This window comes from Streptomyces sp. UG1 (assembly GCF_049974585.1).
Lineage (GTDB): Bacteria > Actinomycetota > Actinomycetes > Streptomycetales > Streptomycetaceae > Streptomyces.
Map to the genome: position 1 here is coordinate 77,926 of NZ_JBNGGG010000025.1, position 18,410 is coordinate 96,335.

The window sequence follows — 18,410 nt, forward strand, 5'->3', positions numbered from 1 at the left end:
AGGTACGGCCAACTCCCCACCCCCCACCATCCTTTGGAGTCGCCGTGAAGCACCCCGCTCGCACGTCGCGCCGCACCCTGCTCGCCCTGATCGGCGCATCCCTGGCAGCAGTCCCGCTCCTCGACTCCCCGCGCGCCGCGGCGCGCCATGTCGCGGTGGGACTCGACGACCCGGCGAAGAAGGAGATCGCCATGAAGCTGGTGTCGAGCGCGGAGAACTCCTCGCTCGACTGGAAGGCGCAGTACAAGTACATCGAGGACATCGGCGACGGCCGCGGCTACACCGCCGGCATCATCGGCTTCTGCTCCGGCACCGGCGACATGCTCGACCTGGTCGAGCTGTACGCCGACCGCCGCCCCGGCAACGTCCTCGCCCCGTACCTGCCGGCGCTGCGCCGCGTGAACGGCACCGACTCGCACGACGGGCTCGACCCGCACTACCCCGGCGACTGGGTCCGGGCCGCGCGGGACGAGGCCTTCCGGCGGGCGCAGAACGACGAGCGGGACCGGGTGTACTTCAACCCGGCCGTACGGCAGGGCAAGGCCGACGGCCTACGGGTGCTCGGCCAGTTCGCGTACTACGACGCCCTCGTCATGCACGGCGACGGCACCGACCCCACCGGCTTCCGCAACATCCGCAGGCGTGCCCTCGGCCGGGCCCGGCCCCCGGCGCAGGGCGGCGACGAGGTCACCTACCTCGACGCCTTCCTGGACGCGCGGGTGTGGGCCATGGAGCAGGAGGAGGCCCACAGCGACACCAGCCGGGTCGACACGGCCCAGCGGGTCTTCCTGCGCGACGGCAACCTCGATCTCGACACACCGCTGGACTGGAAGGTGTACGGGGACAGCTACCACCTCGACTGACCGGAGCACTTCGGCTGCCGCCATCCCATAGAATTGATTTATGAGCTCATAGGCCGGACCCGCGTACCGACTTAGGCTTGCCTTAGTTTAGGCTTCCCGTTCGAGTCGATCTATCGCCTCTCGAAGGGAACCTGATCATGCCCCGCCCCCTGCGGGTAGCCATCGTCGGAGCCGGCCCCGCCGGGATCTACGCCGCCGACGCGTTGCTCAAGTCCGACGTGGCCGCCGAACCCGGTGTGTCCATCGACCTGTTCGAGCGCATGCCCGCGCCGTTCGGCCTGATCCGGTACGGCGTCGCCCCCGACCACCCCCGCATCAAGGGCATCATCACGGCCCTCCACCAGGTGCTCGACAAGCCGCAGATCCGTCTCTTCGGCAACGTCGACTACCCGAACGACATCAGCCTGGACGACCTGCGGGCGTTCTACGACGCCGTGATCTTCTCGACGGGCGCGATGGCCGACCGCGAGCTGCGCATACCGGGTATCGACCTCGACGGCTCGTACGGCGCCGCGGACTTCGTGTCCTGGTACGACGGCCACCCGGACGTGCCGCGCACCTGGCCGCTTCAGGCGGAGAAGGTCGCCGTGCTCGGCGTCGGCAACGTCGCGCTCGACGTGGCCCGCGTCCTGGCCAAGACGGCGGACGAGCTGCTGCCGACGGAGATCCCGCCGAACGTCTACGACGGGTTGAAGGCCAACAAGGCGCTGGAGGTCCACGTGTTCGGCCGGCGCGGCCCCGCGCAGGCGAAGTTCTCCCCGATGGAGCTGCGGGAGCTGGACCACTCCCCCAACATCGAGGTCATCGTCGACCCCGAGGACATCGACTACGACGAGGGCTCGATCGAGACCCGGCGCGGCAACAAGCAGGCCGACATGGTCGCCAAGACCCTGGAGAACTGGGCGATCCGCGACGTCGGCGACCGGCCGCACAAGCTCTTCCTGCACTTCTTCGAGTCGCCGTCGGAGATCCTCGGCGAGGACGGCAAGGTCGTCGGCCTGCGCACCGAGCGCACCGCCCTCGACGGCACCGGTAACGTCAAGGGCACCGGCGAGTTCAAGGACTGGGACGTCACCGCGGTCTACCGCGCGGTCGGCTACCTCTCCGACAAACTCCCCAAGCTGCCCTGGGACATCGAGACGGGCACCGTTCCGGACGAGGGCGGCCGGGTCGTCCAGGAGTCCGGCGAGCACCTGCAGTCGACGTATGTCACCGGCTGGATCCGCCGTGGCCCGGTGGGCCTGATCGGCCACACCAAGGGCGACGCCAACGAGACGGTGTCGAACCTGCTGGACGACTACGCGAACGACCGTCTGCAGACGCCGGCATCGCCCGAGCCGGAGGCCGTGGAGGCGTTCCTCGCCGAGCGCGAGGTCCGCTTCACCACATGGGAGGGCTGGTACAAGCTCGACGCCGCCGAGAAGGCGCTGGGCGAGCCGCAGGGCCGGGAGCGCGTGAAGCTCGTCGAGCGCGAGGACATGCTCCGGGAGAGCGGCGCGTAAGACGGCGCCGTCGACACCGACCGAGGCCGACCGAAGGGGCCGGGGTTCCCACTCCGGCCCCTTCGCCGTCGCCGCGCCCCGCGTCTCGCAATTCGGTGAAGTCGACACACGGGAGACAGTCCCTGGATACACTCCGGATCTTCACAGAAGCTCCACACAGGGGGGATTTTCTCCATGCGCATACGCATTTTCGCCACAACCGCCCTCGCGGCCGGCACCCTCGCCGCGCTCGCCGCCGCACCGGCCCAGGCCACCGAGTACTCGTCCGCGCTGAAGATCAAGGGCGTCCAGTACGACGCGCCCGGCCGCGACTCCAACAACTGCCGGACCGGCAACACCGCCGCCGAATACCTGACGATCAAGAACTACGCGTCCCGCACGACCGTCAACCTCAAGGGCTATGTCGTGAAGGACAAGGCCGGCAACCGCTTCAGGTTCACCGCCAACCACTACCTGCAGCCCGGTGACTATGTGAAGCTCCGGGGCGGCAACGGCACCGACTCCGACGCGGGCAACGTCGTCTACCGCGACAACTGCAACTTCATCTGGAACAACGACAAGGACTCGATCTACCTCTACAAGCCCTCGGGCGCCGGGGCGGACTCGCACTCCTACACCAAGAGCCGCGACGACCGGGACGGCAACGGCTACATCACGTACCACGGCTGACCGAGGACCCGGGGACGAGCAGGACCCGCCCCAATGCGGATGGTGGGCGGGTCCTGCTCACCGAGTCATTGTCATGACGGGACGGGGAGCGGGCCACGAGTGAGCGGCGGTCGGCCGGTGCGGATCGCGCACACCCCGTGTGCGGACCCCACGCGCTCGGCATCCACCTGCGGCGACGATACTGGTACGAGCACGTGCCCCCGCCCCACAGATGGACCCATGCCCAGCTCTCCCAGCACCCGCCCCACGGCCCCTGACACGGTGTGGTTCGCCCGCGGTCGCCACGCCGGGCCCGCCGCACAGGACGTACTGCGGCGCAGCCTGCCGCGGCTCAAGGACAGCCGGGCCATCGACGACTTCCTGGAACTGCCCGAGACCGAGGGCGCCCGGGAAGGGATCTTCGAGGCCCGGTGGCAGGTCGCCGAGTCGGTGACCGTACGCGCCCGGCTCACCTTCGAGCACGACGCCGGCAGCGGGCAGCAGTGGACGCTGGTCGCGGAGGCGGAGGCCCCGTGGGATCCGCGCTGGCCGTCGCCGGCCACCCAGTTCTGGCCGCAGGATCCGGACGCGGCCTGGGACCACGAGGCCGTCACGGGCCTGCGCCTGCGGGACATCAACCCGCTCCCCTCGGACGACAAGGCCGTACGGCGCGTACTGCGGGACTCCGCCCGTGACGGCTGGAGCATCCATGTCGTCGTCCACGAGGCCATGACCACCGACCAGCGCGGCCGCGTGCCCCTCGCCGGGATGCTGCCGCCGGGCCTCGGGCACCGGGTCGTCGAGCACCGTGCCGCACCCAGCCGGCTCCGCGTCGTCAACTGGGCCCTGCGGGACTTCGGCATCGAGGTGCCGCGCGGCGGTGCCGTGGTGCTGCCCGGGACCCCGGCGCCGCCCGGGTACGACGCCGACGACTTCGCCGTACGCAGCGTCTTCCTCGACGGCTCGGAGCCGGCCGAGCTCATCCACGCCGTGACCCGCTTCGCCGCGCTGCCGCGCCCGCTGCCGGACGGCGGCGAGGAGGCGCTCACCGCGCTGCGCGAGGACTGGCGGCTGCTGACCTTGGAGGAGGAACTCGCGCGCGAGCGCAAGCTCGTGGCGATGTACGCGGAGGCCCTTGAGGCGATGACGAAGTCCCGCGACCTGTACCGGGAGGCCGCCGAGCAGGCGCACGCGGCGCTGACCGCCTACCGGGAGTCCGCCGAGGCCGCACCCGAGCGGCAGCCCGAGGCGCCCGCCGCGCCGACGGCGTCCCCGCTCCAGCAGCTCACCCGGACCTTCGAGCGTCTCAAGGGCACGGCCCGGCCCCGCAAGGCCCCCGCGGGGGAACAGCCGGAGCCGTCCGACCACTAGCCGGGGCGAGCGGAAAATGCGGGAAACGACCGGCCCGTGCACCCCGGGGGGCGTATGCCGGCTGCGGTGGATTCGTGGGGTGCGGCTACTGCGTCGGGCGGGGGCACTTCCCTGCTTGCTTCTTCTGCCCGTCAGCGCGGTCAAGCAGGTGACCGGGCGGTTTGTGCGTCTTCCGTCCTGACGAGTGATGGGATGCGGCCGGGTGACCGCCGTCATGCAATGCGCACGACGTGAGCGGGCATCCGACCAGCGAGGGGCGCGAGGTGCGCCGCCGGCGGGAGGAGGGCCCGTGGATTCGACCACCGCGGTGATCGTCGTCGCCGTGGCCCTCGCGGCCGCCCTCCTCGCCGTGGCCGTCGGCCTGCTGGTGCGGCTCGTACGGGCGCGGCGGCTGCTGCGGCGTTCCGGGCTGCCGACCGGGCCGCGCTGGGTGTTCTGGGGTGCCGTTCTGTACTTCGTGCTGCCGGCCGATCTGATGCCCGATCCGGTGTACCTGGACGACATCGGCGTGCTCCTGCTGGCACTGCGCTCCCTGCGCCGTTCTCCCGAGGCGGGGCCCCCGGACGCCGTTGATTACAGAAAGTAAGGAAACCAACCACCCGTTCGATTCGTTTAAGTAAGTAGAAGACAAAGGGCGTCGGTGACCGAGGGCCGCCGCCGGGTGACCAGGCTCGATCGGAGCAGCACCTGTGAGGGAGAGACGATGCAACCGTTCGCGCTCAACTATGCACGGCCGGCAGCGGAGTTGGAGGTCACCACTCCGTACGTCTATGACTCCGGTATGCAGTTGAACGTGCTCCGTGACGGCCGAATAGCCGCCTGTGATCACGCGTTGTTGCGGGAGTTGGGCACCACGACGTCCACGGCGGGCTCGAAGACTCACTTCGACGACTGAACACAGGTCGGCGACGATGACCGTCTTGATTCTGACCAGCGAAGAGGACGTGACGGCCGACATGGTGGTCGTCCACCTGAACGCGTCGGGCGTTCCGGTGTTCCGCCTCGATCCCGCCGACCTGACTGGTGGGGTCGCCCTGTCGGGCGAGTTCGTGCACGGCGCCTTCCGCGGCCATCTGTCGTTCGCGGGGCGCCTGGTGAGCATCGGTGGGCTGCGCTCGATATGGCTGCGCAGGCCGGGAGCGGCGGCGCTGCGGGCGGCCAGCCCCTCGGCCTGGCTGACGGAGGAGGCCGGGCAGGCGCTGTACGGCATGCTGCGCGGCAGTGCCGCCCGCTGGATGAACCATCCCGACGCGGCCCGCCGGGCCCGTCACAAGCCGTGGCAGTTGCGGCTGGCACAGCGCTGCGGGCTGCCCGTGCCGGCCACTTTGATCACGACGTTCCCGCAGGCCGCCCGGGAGTTCGCCGAGCGCTATCCGGATCTGGTGGTCAAGCCGGTGTCCGGCGCGCATCCGCAGGACCCGCCGCGCGCGGTGCCGACCAGCAGGGTGGCCCCGGACACGGACTTCTCGGCCGTCGCGTTCGGCCCCACCCTGCTGCAACGCCGCGTCGCCAAGCGGGCCGACATCCGTCTCACCGCGGTCGGCGAGGAACTGCTGGCCGCCCGCAAGGCGACCGGCGCCGAGGCCGAGGTGGACGTCCGCTTCGCCGCGTCCGATGTGCCGTGGCAGCCCGTCGAGGTCGCGCCGCGCGTCGCCGAGGCCGTGCGCGCGTATCTGCGGCAGGCCGAACTCGCCTACGGCGCCTTCGACTTCGTCGAGGACGCGGACGGGACGTGGTGGTTCCTGGAGTGCAACCAGTCCGGGCAGTTCGGCTTCGTCGAGGTGGACACGGGCCAGCCCATAGCCCGCAGCATCGCCGAGTGGCTCGCCCGCCCCGCCACGGGGCACGACGGCCATGTCAACGGCGCGAGCGCGAAAGTCGTATGACCGGGCTCAGCCCGGCAACTGGCCGGGCGGCAGGGCGCTGCGCTGCCACGCCGGGGCCGGGGACGCCGGGCGTCCGGGAGCCGGCGGGCCGCCGAGGGGCGGACCCGGCTGCATCACGAACTCCATTTCCCGGCTGACGCGTTCGGCCTCCCTGCGCACCTGGGTGGGGATGTCGCCGCGCTCCGCGATGAGCCGGTCGTAAATGGGGGAATCCTGGAACACCCGTCAACGCGCCTTTCGTGTCGTGGCCCCTGTGTGCATATGGGCACGGCTGTCGAGTCTAGGCGCCGACGCACACTGAAGTACGAATTCTGCCAGAGCGCTTGACGGCGGACGAACGGGGACTACGGCGGCCCCGACGCGGCGTCGTGGGGCCGCCCTCCCCGGCGGGTCAGGCGCCCGTCGTCGAGCCCGGCCGGACGATCATCAGGATGGTGACGGTCGCCCACAGGAGATTGAAGATGCCGGTGACCATGGCGAGTTGCACGGTGGCCGAGCGCTCGACGGGCTTGTCGGCGGCCAGTTGCCCGAGGAGTTCCTCCTGGCGGGGCAGGACGAACGCGATGAGCATCCCGGCGGCCGCAGCGGTCAGGGCGATGGATGTGATGAGCCATCCGCTGCCCAGGACGCCCATCGCCAGGGCGGTGGCGAGGCCGAGGACGGGCACCGACATCCCGATGGCCGCGTAGACGCGGCAGATGCGGTGCAGCAGTTGCACGGTGCCCACCGCCACGGCCCCGTCCGTCGCCGGGACACGGCGTGCGGCCGGCGGGAACATGCTGGCCGCGACGGTGACGGGGCCGACGGCGATGATCGCGGCAAGGACATGAAGGATGAGCAGGATCTTGGTCACCGGGCCCACGCTAAGGATCTTCCGACCGACCGCACAGGGGCTGAAACGACAGCTTCCAACGGATTCCCGCCACCTCCCTCACCCCGCCTCGTACCCCGGCCCTCAACCCATGACCTCGACTTCTGCCGCTGGCAGGAACCTGCCTAAGGTGGCGTTCATGCACACCGTGGCGATTCTGGTTCTCGACAGCGTGGTGCCGTTCGACATGGCAACGCCGTTCCAGATGTTCGGCTGGACGCGGCTGCCGGACGGCCGCTGTCCGTACCGGGTGCGGCTGTGCGCCGAATCGCCGGAGGTGCCCACGGAGGGCTTCGCCCTGCGGATCGACCGGGGGCTGGACGGGCTGGCGGACGCGGACACGATCATCGTGCCGGGCCGCGACGCCACCGGTCCGCCCTCGGAGCAGGTCGTGGCGGCCCTGCGCGGGGCCGCGCGGGCGGGCACCCGGATCGCGTCCATCTGCGTGGGCACCTTCGTGCTGGCCGAGGCCGGACTGCTGGACGGGCTGCGCGCCACCACGCACTGGATGGCGACGGGCGAGCTGGCCCGGCGCTTCCCCGACGTCCGGGTGGAGCCGGACGTGCTCTACGTCGACAACGGGCAGATCCTCACCTCCGCCGGAGCCGCCGCGGGACTGGACATGTGCCTGCACATGATCCGGCGGGACCTCGGTTCGGCCGTGGCCGCGCACACCGCCCGCGTCTGCGTGGTTCCGCTGGAACGCGAGGGCGGGCAAGCCCAGTTCATCGTGCACGAGCATCCGCCCGTGCCGCGCGGCTCGGCGCTCGAACCGCTGCTGGAGTGGATCGAGGACAACCTGGCCGGGGAGATCACGCTGGGCGCGATGGCGGAGCGCTCGGGGATGAGCGAGCGCACCTTCAGCCGCCGCTTCCGCGAGCAGACCGGCACCACTCCCCTGCAGTGGCTGCTGCGGGCGCGGGTGCGGCGGGCCCAGTACCTGCTGGAGAACAGCGATCATCCGGTCGAACGGATCGCCCGGCAGGCGGGGTTCGGCTCACCGACGGCGTTCCGTGAGCGCTTCCGCCGGGTGGTCGGCACCACGCCGCACGCCTACCGCTGCGCGTTCCAGGGAAAGTCCCCGGTCAGGGCCTAGTCATTCCCGGCTTTCGGCGCCTGGTCAGTCACGGCGGGATAATTCACCCGAATCCGCGAGGGCCGTGAGCAGTTGGACAGGGGGAATCGATCCGCCTCAAGGACGGTGTACGCCCATGAACTGCTCCAGCCGACTGCTGTGTGTCCTCTACATCGCCACGAGCGCGGGGCTCGCCTGGACCTCGATCCTCGAGTTCCGGTTCGGCCCGCTGTGGGCCGCCTGTCTGTTCGCGGCCGCCGGTCTGGTGCCGGTGATCGCCGTCGTACGGGAGACGGTGATCGGTGAGCAGCGGCGGATTCTGCTGGATCTGATCGCGCGTGCCTCGCGGGGCGGCGGGGACGCCGCCGACGCGATCGTCCAGGCGGAGCTCGACTCCGCGTGCTGCGAGCGCTGGTGGACGAGTCTCGGCACGGAGCACGAGGTGACGTGCCGGCACTGGATGCCGAGGAGCAGCAGCGCCGCGTGAGCGGGCTCAGTGTCCTCGGTGCCCGAGGCCCGATCGGCCTCCTCGCGCAGGAGGCCGACATGGTCGCGGGTCCAGCCCTCGACGGCCGTGGTCAGGCCGGGCAGTTCGACCTCCGCCTCCAGTTGCCGGCGAACTCTGCAGTCGCCCAGGAGCAGGGACTGGGCGGCGGACTGTACCGCGACGAGCGAACTGGAGCGGCCGGTCCGGATGTTGACGGCCGGTCCGGTCAGCCGGCCGAGCCGGTGGGCGTTCGCCGGGGCGGCCGGCGTTCTCCAGGGCGTGCTGGGCGCACACTCCAGGAACATGCGGTGCTGGGGGTCGGTGAGGCGGGCCTCGCGGGCGCTCATCCCGAAGTGCTGGGCGTCGAAGCCGGCTATGTCGTCCAGTACGCCGGAGGCGCCGACGAAGGCTGCTTGCCGGTACTCCCTGCTCGGGACACCGGCGGCGGCAAGTTCCCCCGGCGTGAAACGGGCGATGGTGTCCGTGCCTCATGGATGAGACGCGAGAAGGCCTCGGGGGTGTCGGCGCCGGGCAGCCGGAAGGCCATGCCGATGACGGCCATCCGCGGGTCGGGGTCGCTCGTGGTCATCAGCCGCGTCCCTCCGTCACGGTCGACGTGCCACGGCGGGCCGTCTCCTCGACGCCGGGACCGCGCGCGCCACCGCGCCTGAGGAGGGCCAGCAGCAGGGCCAGGCACAGGACGATCGCCAGGCCGTGGAACGCGGCCACCACCTGCAGCGGGGAGAACTTCTCCAGCAGGGCGCCGCTGACGAGCATGCCGAGGCCGAAGCCGGTGTTCTCGGCCGAGGCGGAGAGCCCGAACAGGCGGCCGCGCTGCTCGTCGGGGGCGGTCTGGAGCCGCGACACGTAGACGATCTCGGTGAATCCGTCGGCGGCTCCGGCGATGAGCGCGGCGAGGACGGCGGGGGCGGTGGGCAGTCCGCAGAACACCACGATGAACCCGGCCGACATCACACAGGCGCCGAGCGCGAAGGCCCGCTCCCCCGGTGTCCGCCCGGTCCTCTTGGTGACGCGCCCGATCACCTGCTGGGCGACGATGTTGCCGATGGCCCAGGTGGCCCAGAACTGGCTGATGAACGTGGCCGGATGGTCGGGATCCAGGCTGCTGGAGTAGATGGGCAGGGCGACGTTGTGGGACGAGGAGCCCAGCCCGTCCACCGCGCGGACCGCGATCATCGCCATCAGCACCGGCGCCGTGCCCAGCAGCATCCGCGCGGTCCAGCGGGCGGCACCCGATGCCTCGGCCGAACCTCCGCCGGGCGCGGCGGCCTTGGTGCGCACGGGAAGCAGGAACAGCACGGTCGCGGAGACCAGGAAGGTCGCTGCGTCCAGCGCGAACGCGGCGGAGTACCCGAGCTGCGCCACCACCACGCCCGACGAGGCGAACCCGGCGATCATGGCGAGCGAACGCCCCGTCACCAGCAGTCCGTTGGCCCGCACGCGGTGCTCCGCCCCGACGATCTCCGGGATGCTGCTGCGCAGGGCCACCTGGGAAAGCGTCGAGCAGCCGCCGGTGACCACGGCGAGGGCGTAGAGCAGGCCCGCGCGCATGCCGTCCGGCGCCAGCAGCAGCGTCAGCAGCGCCGCGGCCTGGCACAGGTCGGCGCCGACCATCAGCCGCTTGCGGTCGTGGGCCGAGACCAGCCGACCGCTCACCCAGCCCGACACGACGCTCGTCGCCAGCCGTACGGCCATGAAGAGCCCGGCGGCCAGCGCGCTGCCCGTGGCGTCGTAGACGAACACGTTCAGCGCCACCATGTTCAGGTAACTGCCGTACGCCGAGATGCCGTTGCCCAGGACGAGCAGCCGGAAATGCCTCATGCACCTTCCCCTGGTCCGCATGAAGGGTGAGAGTGATGTCCGGCCGGAATACCGTGCCCCGCCCGCTCAACCGCGAGTCGGTGCCCCCCGCTGTCGCACGGCGCGTTCATGCCCCCGTTGCCGGCCCCGCACTAAAACCTCCGTCACCCAAGCAGGCCCGGACAGGCCGGTTCAAGGCTCCTGGGAGGTCTGGACGACTTCCGGCCCCGATTTGGCCATTTCGAGCGTCCCGCACCACCGCCGGCGTGGACGCCCTGCTCGTGCGCCGCGCTGCACTCACAGGTCGCCCACGACGCGACGGAACGTGGAGCTAGCCCGCCTTGAACGCGGCCGCGTGCTCCGCCGCCCACTGGCCGAAGGTGCGCGCGGGCCGGCCGGTGACCTTCTCGACGGTGCCGACGACCGTGCGGCCGACCTCCGGCGTGTTGCCGTACGCCTCCAGCAGGAACCCGATCACGTTCTCGGGGTGCCCCGCCGCCCGCCACTGCGCGATGGCCTGCTCCTCGGTCAGCTCGACCAGGGCGATCTCCTGGCCGCGGGCCTCCGCGATCGTCGTCACCTTGTCGGCGACGGTGAGCAGTTCGGGCCCGGTGATCACATACTCCTGTCCCCCGTGTCCCTCCTCGGTGAGCGCGACCGCCGCGACGGCACCGATGTCGCCCTCGTGGACCATGGCGCTCAACCGGGAGACGAACGGCTCGCGCACCTCGCCCGAGGACACGATCTCGTCCGCCCACTCCAGGGCGTTGCCCATGAACTCGACCGGCATCAGCACCGTCCAGTCCACCCCGTCGTCCGCCCGCACCGCGTCCTCCAGCGGGGTCCCCTCCCCGCCGTGCAGCACGGTGACCCGGCGCACCCCGGCCGCGCGGGCCAGCTCCAGGATGCGCGGGCCGGTCTCCAGCGGGGCGAAGTACGCCCCGCCGAAGGTGATCAGGTGGACGCCGGTGACACCCTCCAGGGCCGGGACCAGGCTGTCGGGCTCGGTCAGGTCGCCCTGGACCACCTCGACGCCTGCCGGGAAGTCGGCCTTCGCCGGATCCCGGGTGAGGGCGCGGACCGCGTGGCCGCGGGCGAGCAGCTCGGCCACGACCTGGCGGCCAACGGTTCCGGTGGCTCCGGTGACAAGGATCTTCTGTGCCTGCTGTGTCTGCGTCATGGAACCACCGTAGGAACACTTGCGGTCAGGTTCTGTCCGCAAGTACGGAGAGATCGTTGTCGACCGTGTAATAGGGGCGCACGACCGCGCCGCCGACCACGGCCTCCGGAAAGACGAAGACCTCCTTGCGGTCCGCCACGTCGTCGAGGAGGCGGCCGATCCGGACCGGAGCCGTCCCCTCGGCCGGTCCGGCCTGGACGGACAGGTCCCAGACACGGTTCCCGGCGTCGTCGCCCACCAGTTCTCCGTAGTCCACGGTGAACGAGAACCCCCGGCCGTCGTCCTCGACCCGCGGCACGAGGGTCCGCACGGTGCCGCCGCCGCGCAGCCGCAGTCGTACGGCCGCTCCCTCGGTGAGGGATGTGCCGTGCAGCCTCGCCCTGACCGTCATCGTGCGGTCCGTGACGTCGATGCCGGCGACCTCCGCGTGGGCGGTGCGCAGCCAGGCGCGCATCGCGAGGTAGCCGTCCTTGGTGACGTACGGGATCCGCACGGCGACCGGCGAGGGCCGGTCACGGCGGTGGCCGTCGACGAGGGCCCGCAGGTCACGCGGCCCGGGGCGCAGTCGCTGCCGGGGTGCGCCGGGTTCGGGGACCAGGTAGACGTCCCAACGGCCTTCGGCGAGTACGGGCTCGCTGTCCAGGACGGCGCGGAAGCGGCCGTCCTCCACGGGTTCCAGGTCGAGTGTGTGCAGGATCTTCTCGGGCTGGCCCTTCTTGGGGCGCAGCCTCAGCAGCAGGTGGGCGGCGGCCGAGGGTGCCTCGAGGGTGAGGGTGATCCGGCCGTCCGCGTCGGCCGTGCAGTCGGCGCGCAGGCCGGTGGCGCCCGTCGTACCGGGTTGCGTGGTCATCGGCGTCCCCTCCGTACCGCGCGCAGCGCGCCCGAGGCCACCGTGTATGCGGCGTCGCGCGCGGCGAAGCCCTGGCTGACCAGGGCGTGTTGTATTCGACCGGCTTCCGGTGGGGCCGGTCGCCCGGTCCCGCGCGCGGCCCTCACCTCGTCGATCAGGCGCTCGGCCTGCTCGACGACGGGGACCGGGGCGTACCGTCCCGCGTTCTCCAGTGCCGTACGCCCCATCCGGCGGCGTCGCTCGTCGTCGCCGACGAGTTCCAGCAGCGCGGCGCTCATGGCCTCGCGGTCCCCGACGGGTACCAGCCGGCCGTCGATGCCGTCCTTGATGATCTCGCCGGGCCCGTAGGGGCAGTCGGTGCTCACGACCGGCAGTCCGCAGCGCATCGCCTCGACGATGGTCATGCCGAACGGCTCGAAGTTGGCCGCGGTCGCGCCGATCGAGCCCTTGACCCACTCCGCCTCCATGGGGGCCGCGGCGCCCATCAGGAAGGCGTTGTTGTGCAGACCGAGGCTGTGGATCAGCCCTCGCAGCCGTTCGTGTTCCTCGCCCTTGCCGTAGATGCGCAGGTGCCAGTCCGGGTGTGCGGCGGCAACCGGGGCGAAGGCCTCGATGAGGAGGTCGTAGCGCTTCACGGGGACCAGTCGGCCGGCCGCGACCACCACCTTCGCGGTGCCGTCCGCCGAGGGCAGCACCGGATCGGGGACGCTGTTCGGGAGCGCTTCCACCCGGACCCCGGGCAGCCGCATCTTGCGCCGGTAGGCGGCGGCGTCGGCCTCGGTGACGGTGGTGAGCGCGTCGAGTCGGCGGTAGGCGCGGCGCAGCGCGGTGCGCAGCCGGGGCGAGTGGTTGTCGAGGGTGAGATGCTCCTGGCCGATGCGGACGACGCGCTCCGGCGCCTGGAGGGCGAGGTGCACATTGAGTCCCGGCCGGGTGCCGATGACGACGTCGGCCTCGGTCGCCGCGAGGGCGTCGCCGATCCGTTGGTCGGTCAGTTCGCTGTACTGCCGGTAGCGGTATTCGGCGGCGGGGAACACCCGCGCCGGTCTGAGATGCAGCGGATGCTCCTTCTCCTGCCGCAGATCCACCAGCGGCCGCAGGGACACTCTCGGGTCCAGGGTGAAATTCGGGTGCTCCCGGTGCCGCAGGGCGGAGACGATCTCCACCTCGTGCCGCTCGGCGAGTGCCTGGGCCAGGTTGAACGTGGTGGCGATCGTGCCTCCGATCCCATAGGCGTTGTGCAGCAGGAAAGAGATCTTCATGGCGGACTAGACCTCGGCGAGTCTCCTTCAGTTGCCTCCTGTTATCGCTCCGTTGTCTTGTCGTCCATGTACCCGGCCAGGACCGGTGTACTCAGCCGCCCGCCGTGAGCCGGACCAGCAGGACGCCGGGCGTGCGCGGCAGCGTCACCCGCAGCGCGTCCCCGTCCCAGGCCGCCGCATCGGCCCGTGCGGCGGACGGGTGCAGGATCTCGGTGTGGACGTCGTGGCCCGCCAAGTGGTCGACCGGCAGCCGTAGTCCGGGGTCGCCGCCGCGGCGCCAGAGCGTGACGTACGTCGTGCGGTCGTCGGGCGTGCGCATCCCCAGGGCGAGCCATGGGTCCGTCCAGCCGGGCAGGCCCAGCGGCCAGAACGGCAGCGCCCGCGCCAGGTCCCGGCGGATCGCCTTGTACGTGGTCAGCGCCTCGCGCACGAGGGCGAGTTGGCGCGGCGTCATCCGGTCCAGGTGGCCGGACAGGTGGATCCGGCCGAGCAGGGCCCCGCCCAGGGTGAAGGCGATCAGGTCGTCGTCTTGGCCGGGCTGCGGGTAGGCCCAGACGGCGCCCTGCTCGGGCGGTACGGCGGTCGGTGCGGCGGTTCCACCAAGGTGACGTTCGCCAACGCGACCGCCCGGGCGCCGGACATCGACCGGATCGAGCTGGGCCGCGTGGTCGGCCTGCCGTAGCCCGGCCGTGCCACCCGCTCCACCGCGACGCGTCGGTGGAGCGGGTGGGACGGCACGCGTCAGGCGACCTGGCCGCTGTGCAGTGCCGTGTACGCCCCGCCCCGGCGCAGGAGTTCCTCGTGGGTGCCGATCTCCTGGATGCGGCCGTCCCCCATCACCACGATCCGGTCCGCGCCGCGCACGGTGGACAGGCGGTGGGCGACCACGAAGGTGGTACGGCCTCTCAGGAGCCGGGCGAGGGCCTGCTGGACCAGCGCCTCCGACCGGGTGTCCAGGGCCGAGGTCGCCTCGTCGAGGACCAGGACCCTCGGGTCCCGGATCAGCGCCCGCGCGATGGCCAGGCGCTGCTTCTGCCCGCCGGACAGGCGTGCGCCGCGCTCGCCGACCAGGGTGTCCAGGCCCTGCGGGAGCCGGTCGACGAACTCCAGCGCGTTGGCGTCGCGCAACGCCGCGCGCACCGTCTCCTCGTCGGCCTCGTCCATGCCGTAGGCGACGTTCTCGCGGATCGTGCCGTCGAAGAGGATCGACTCCTGCGGCACCACCGACACGAACCGGCGGTAGGTGCGCAGGTCGAGGGTGTTCATGTCGGTGCCGTCGAGGAGGAGCCGGCCGGAGGTCGGGCGGATGAAGCCGATGACGAGGTTCAGCACGGTGGACTTGCCCGCGCCGGACGCGCCGACCAGGGCGATGGTCTCCCCCGGCGCGACGGCGAGGCCGAAGTCCCGTACGGCGGGACGGTCGCCGTCCTCGTAGGCGTATCCGACGCCCTCGAAGGTCACGGCGCCGCGCAGGGAGGCGAGTTCGGCCTTGCCCTCGTTGTCCTCCAGCTCGGGCGCCTGGAGCACCTCGCCGACCGAGCGGACGGACTCCAGGCCCTTGGTGATGACCGGGGCCAGGCCGGCCAGTGTGGTCGTGGAGTTGGTGAGGGTGGTCAGGAAGGCGCTCAGCATGACGACGTCGCCGGGGGTGACGCCCCAGACGCCGTAGTACGAGATCAGCGCCGCACCGGCGAGGACGAGCACGCCGACCACGTTCAGCACCACCCAGGCGAGCGAGCCGAAGCGGCCGTTGACGAGGTCGAGACGCAGGCCGGACGTCAGCAGCCGGTGCAGCGTGCCGTCCATGCGGCGCAGCGCCTTGCCCTCCAGGCCGTGGGCGCGGGTGACCGGGATGAGGCGGGTCATCTCCGTCACCCGGGAGGACAGGGTCTCCACCTCGTTGCGGAAGTGCTCGTTGTGGGTGCGCAGCCGGGCCCGCAGACGGGCGACGACCAGTGCGGCGGCGGGCACGACGACGAGGAAGACCGGCACGAACTCCGGTGTGCGTACGGCGATGATGACGAGGCCGCCGATGAGCACGGTGGTCGCGCCGAGCCCCGTCTCGGCGGTCTGCTGCACCATCTGCTCGACGGCCTCCACGTCGCGCACGACCTTGGCCTGGAGCACGCCGGCGCTGACGCGCGAGTGGTAGCCGATGGAGAGCTGCTGCATGCGGGTGCACAGCGCGGAGCGCAGGCCGGTGCCCATCCGGCGCACGCTGCCGTACAGCAGGCGTACGTAGAGCACGTGCAGCGGGTAGTTGACCAGCAGGATGAACAGGATCACGCCGGTGATCAGCCAGAGCCTGCCGATCGGCTGGTGATGGACGACGGTGTCGATGATGGACGCGGTGATCAGCGGCAGCAGCCAGACCGGGCTGTGCTTGACCGTGAAGACGCCGACCGCCGCCGCGATGCGGTGACGGTCGGCGCGGAACAGATAGGCGAGGGTGCGGACGGGATGTTCGTCCCGGTAGCGGTGGTCGAGGGGGCTGTCGTACGACGACGCCATCGGCGTTGCCCTTCCCAGGGTTCCGGCGACGTTCAGACGGCGTCCAGCTGCGCGATCTCCTCGGGGGTGAGCACGAGGTCGGTCGCGGCGAGCGAGTCCAGGATGGTCTGAGGGCGGCTGGAACCGGGGATCGGGACGACGACCGGCGACTTGGCGAGCATCCAGGCCAGGCACACCCGCTGCGGGCTCACCCCGTGGGCCTCGGCGACGCGCGCGAACGGGGCGTAGGCGGAGCCCAGTTCAGCCGCCCGGGAGATGCCGCCGAGCGGGCTCCAGGGCAGGAACGCGACACCCAGCTCGTCGCACAGGCGCAGTTCCGGCTCGCTGGAGCGGAACGCCGGGGAGAACTGGTTCTGCACCGAGACCAGCCTGCCGCCGAGGATGTCGCCCGCCTGCCTGATCTGGTCCGGGTCGGCGTTGGAGATGCCGGCCATGCGGATCTTGCCCTCGTCGAGCAGTTCGCGTACGGCACCGACCGAGTCGGCGTACGGCACCCTGAGGTCGGGCCGGTGGAACTGGTAGAGCCCGATGGCCTCCACGCCGAGCCGGCGCAGGGACGCCTCGCAGGCCGCCTTCAGGTGCTTGGGGCTGCCGTCCTGGGTCCAACTGCCGTCGCCGGGGCGCAGGTGGCCGCCCTTGGTGGCGACGAGGACGTCCTTGCCGAGGTCGTGGGAGGCGAGGGCCTTGGCGATGAGGATCTCGTTGTGACCGACCTCGTGGGCGTCCCGGTGGTAGGAGTCGGCGGTGTCGATCAGTGTCACGCCGGCGTCGAGCGCGGCGTGGATGGTGGCGAGGGAGCGTGCCTCGTCCGGGCGGCCCTCGATGGACATGGGCATCGCGCCCAGGCCGATCGCGCTGACCTCGACATCCCCGATGCGGCGGGTGTGCATGGGCTCGTGACCCTTCTTTCGGCTGTCGCGCTGGCAACGTTGTCGTCCGGCGGGCGATGCGTGGATCACGGGCCGTACCGGACCACTCCAGCGTCGCCGCCGGGACGCACGAGGTCCAATAGAAGAAAGCGAATGCATTCAGTGACGGCGCCGCTGAATCCCCGCCGCGGCTGTGCGCTGCCGGGATCGGCCGTGTAACCGCTTGCGCGGCCTCGGGGTTGATGTGGCACGCTCGCCTCGATCGACGGCACAGTGAGAGGCGGCGGCATGCGCATCGGACTGCTCGGCACCGGCCCGTGGGCGCGGATGGCCCACGCCCCCGCCCTGAGCCGGCATGGGGAACTGGACTTCGTAGGGGTGTGAGGACGCCGCACCGCCCCCACGAAGGAGCTGGCCGACAGCTACGGCGTGCGCGCCTACGACGACGTCGACATGCTGCTCGCCGACGTGGACGCGGTGGCCGTGGCCCTGCCGCCCGCCATTCAGGCCGACCTGGCGGTGCGGGCCGCGCGGGCGGGCTGCCATCTGCTGCTGGACAAGCCGCTCGCACCGACCGTGGAGCAGGCGCGGGCGGTCGTCGAGAGCGTGGAGTCTGCCGGGGTCGCGTCCGTCGTCTTCTTCACCGCGCGGTTCCAGCCGGAGACCGAGGCGTGGATCTGCGAACAGGCGGCTGCGGAAGGGTGGTTCACCGGGCGGGCGCAGTGGCTCGGGGCGCTGTTCAGCGGTGACGGCAACCCGTTCGCCGACTCGCCGTGGCGGCGGGAGAAGGGTGCGCTGTGGGACGTGGGCCCGCATGCGCTGTCCGTGCTGCTGCCGGTCCTGGGGGACGCGAGGCGCGTGGCGGCGGCCGCGCCCGGCCCGGGCGACACCGTCCACCTGGTCCTCGAGCACGTTGGCGGCGCGTCGAGCACGCTGGCCCTGAGCCTCACGGCACCGCCCGCCGCCGCGGGGGCGACGGTGGAGCTGCGGGGCGCGGCCGGGGTGACGGTGCTCCCGGAGAGCACCGAGAGCGCGGTGTCCGCCCTGATCCGGGCCGGGGACGGCCTGCTCGCCGCGGCCCGCGACGGCAACGCGCACGCCTGCGACGCGGCGTTCGGGCTGCGGGTGACCGAGATTCTGGCCGAGGCGGAGGGGTTGCTGTACGGCGGCGGCTGAGGGCGCGCCGCGGCGGGACTCGATACGCCGAGTCACTG

At 71.5% G+C, this 18,410-nt stretch carries 17 protein-coding genes and 3 pseudogenes; 9 read left to right on the forward strand and 11 right to left on the reverse strand.

The genetic code is table 11. From position 1 onward, the window contains the following. The first annotated feature begins 44 nt into the window (after positions 1 to 44). The 7 genes from ACP4J3_RS26870 to tgmB all read left to right on the forward strand — a co-directional run bounded on the left by ACP4J3_RS26870 (position 45) and on the right by tgmB (position 6,270). Complete coding sequence (locus ACP4J3_RS26870) at positions 45 to 863, forward strand: chitosanase (RefSeq protein WP_426538616.1); 819 nt, start codon at positions 45 to 47, stop codon at positions 861 to 863. 137 nt (positions 864 to 1,000) lie between these two features. Beyond that, complete coding sequence (locus tag ACP4J3_RS26875; protein WP_426538617.1) at positions 1,001 to 2,365, forward strand: FAD-dependent oxidoreductase; 1,365 nt, start codon at positions 1,001 to 1,003, stop codon at positions 2,363 to 2,365. A gap of 174 nt (positions 2,366 to 2,539) precedes the next feature. Next, a complete protein-coding gene (locus tag ACP4J3_RS26880) occupies positions 2,540 to 3,034 on the forward strand; it encodes a lamin tail domain-containing protein (protein WP_426538618.1) in 495 nt (164 codons plus the stop codon). A gap of 219 nt (positions 3,035 to 3,253) precedes the next feature. Further along, positions 3,254 to 4,384 carry a hypothetical protein gene (locus ACP4J3_RS26885; RefSeq protein ID WP_426538619.1) on the forward strand — a complete coding sequence of 377 codons (1,131 nt, stop codon included), beginning with the start codon at positions 3,254 to 3,256 and terminating at the stop codon, positions 4,382 to 4,384. Between the two features lie 289 nt (positions 4,385 to 4,673). After that, positions 4,674 to 4,970 (forward strand): DUF1232 domain-containing protein, encoded by a 297-nt coding sequence (locus ACP4J3_RS26890; protein ID WP_426538620.1) that lies wholly within the window; start codon positions 4,674 to 4,676, stop codon positions 4,968 to 4,970. 117 nt (positions 4,971 to 5,087) lie between these two features. After that, positions 5,088 to 5,279 carry a putative ATP-grasp-modified RiPP gene (tgmA, locus tag ACP4J3_RS26895; RefSeq protein WP_426538621.1) on the forward strand — a complete coding sequence of 64 codons (192 nt, stop codon included), beginning with the start codon at positions 5,088 to 5,090 and terminating at the stop codon, positions 5,277 to 5,279. Between the two features lie 16 nt (positions 5,280 to 5,295). Continuing rightward, positions 5,296 to 6,270 (forward strand): ATP-grasp ribosomal peptide maturase, encoded by a 975-nt coding sequence (tgmB, locus tag ACP4J3_RS26900; protein WP_426538622.1) that lies wholly within the window; start codon positions 5,296 to 5,298, stop codon positions 6,268 to 6,270. A 6-nt stretch (positions 6,271 to 6,276) separates the two neighbouring features. On the opposite strand, the gene ACP4J3_RS26905 is transcribed toward tgmB, so the two are convergent. Together ACP4J3_RS26905 and ACP4J3_RS26910 are read right to left on the reverse strand one after the other, a co-directional pair. Next, on the reverse strand, positions 6,277 to 6,492 hold the full coding sequence (locus ACP4J3_RS26905; protein WP_426538623.1) for a hypothetical protein: 216 nt from the start codon (positions 6,490 to 6,492) through the stop codon (positions 6,277 to 6,279). Between the two features lie 169 nt (positions 6,493 to 6,661). After that, positions 6,662 to 7,123: a hypothetical protein gene (locus ACP4J3_RS26910; protein WP_426538624.1), complete on the reverse strand. Its 462-nt coding sequence runs from the start codon at positions 7,121 to 7,123 to the stop codon at positions 6,662 to 6,664. Between the two features lie 157 nt (positions 7,124 to 7,280). Here ACP4J3_RS26910 and ACP4J3_RS26915 point away from each other — a divergent pair, with 157 nt between their 5' ends. Continuing rightward, positions 7,281 to 8,237 (forward strand): GlxA family transcriptional regulator, encoded by a 957-nt coding sequence (locus ACP4J3_RS26915; RefSeq protein ID WP_426538625.1) that lies wholly within the window; start codon positions 7,281 to 7,283, stop codon positions 8,235 to 8,237. Positions 8,238 to 8,384: 147 nt separating this feature from the next. Here the strand turns inward: ACP4J3_RS26915 and ACP4J3_RS26920 are convergent, their stop codons facing one another. The 9 genes and pseudogenes from ACP4J3_RS26920 to ACP4J3_RS26960 form a co-directional block, all read right to left on the reverse strand. Continuing rightward, positions 8,385 to 9,050: a beta-ketoacyl synthase N-terminal-like domain-containing protein gene (locus ACP4J3_RS26920; protein ID WP_426538626.1), complete on the reverse strand. Its 666-nt coding sequence runs from the start codon at positions 9,048 to 9,050 to the stop codon at positions 8,385 to 8,387. Then, a pseudogene (locus tag ACP4J3_RS26925) lies at positions 9,051 to 9,179 on the reverse strand (hypothetical protein); the annotation flags it as partial. 112 nt (positions 9,180 to 9,291) lie between these two features. Then, the gene (locus tag ACP4J3_RS26930) at positions 9,292 to 10,545 is read right to left on the reverse strand and encodes an MFS transporter (protein WP_426538627.1); all 1,254 of its coding nucleotides are present in this window, start codon (positions 10,543 to 10,545) and stop codon (positions 9,292 to 9,294) included. Positions 10,546 to 10,855: 310 nt separating this feature from the next. Beyond that, positions 10,856 to 11,704 (reverse strand): SDR family oxidoreductase, encoded by an 849-nt coding sequence (locus ACP4J3_RS26935; protein WP_426538628.1) that lies wholly within the window; start codon positions 11,702 to 11,704, stop codon positions 10,856 to 10,858. A 25-nt stretch (positions 11,705 to 11,729) separates the two neighbouring features. After that, entirely contained in the window at positions 11,730 to 12,554 is an 825-nt protein-coding gene (locus ACP4J3_RS26940) for a transferase (RefSeq protein WP_426538629.1), read from the reverse strand. Then, positions 12,551 to 13,816 (reverse strand): glycosyltransferase family 4 protein, encoded by a 1,266-nt coding sequence (locus tag ACP4J3_RS26945; protein ID WP_426538630.1) that lies wholly within the window; start codon positions 13,814 to 13,816, stop codon positions 12,551 to 12,553. Before ACP4J3_RS26945 ends, ACP4J3_RS26940 begins: the two co-directional genes overlap by 4 nt. 91 nt (positions 13,817 to 13,907) lie before the next feature. Further along, a pseudogene (locus ACP4J3_RS26950) lies at positions 13,908 to 14,408 on the reverse strand (alpha-galactosidase); the annotation flags it as partial. 149 nt (positions 14,409 to 14,557) lie between these two features. Then, positions 14,558 to 16,327, reverse strand: a complete 1,770-nt coding sequence (locus ACP4J3_RS26955; protein ID WP_426538631.1) for an ABC transporter ATP-binding protein — start codon at positions 16,325 to 16,327, stop codon at positions 14,558 to 14,560. A gap of 32 nt (positions 16,328 to 16,359) precedes the next feature. Next, positions 16,360 to 17,217 carry an aldo/keto reductase gene (locus ACP4J3_RS26960; protein WP_426538632.1) on the reverse strand — a complete coding sequence of 286 codons (858 nt, stop codon included), beginning with the start codon at positions 17,215 to 17,217 and terminating at the stop codon, positions 16,360 to 16,362. A gap of 267 nt (positions 17,218 to 17,484) precedes the next feature. Between ACP4J3_RS26960 and ACP4J3_RS26965 the strand changes: the two are divergent. Beyond that, a pseudogene (locus ACP4J3_RS26965) lies at positions 17,485 to 18,372 on the forward strand (Gfo/Idh/MocA family protein). Positions 18,373 to 18,410: the final 38 nt, after the last annotated feature.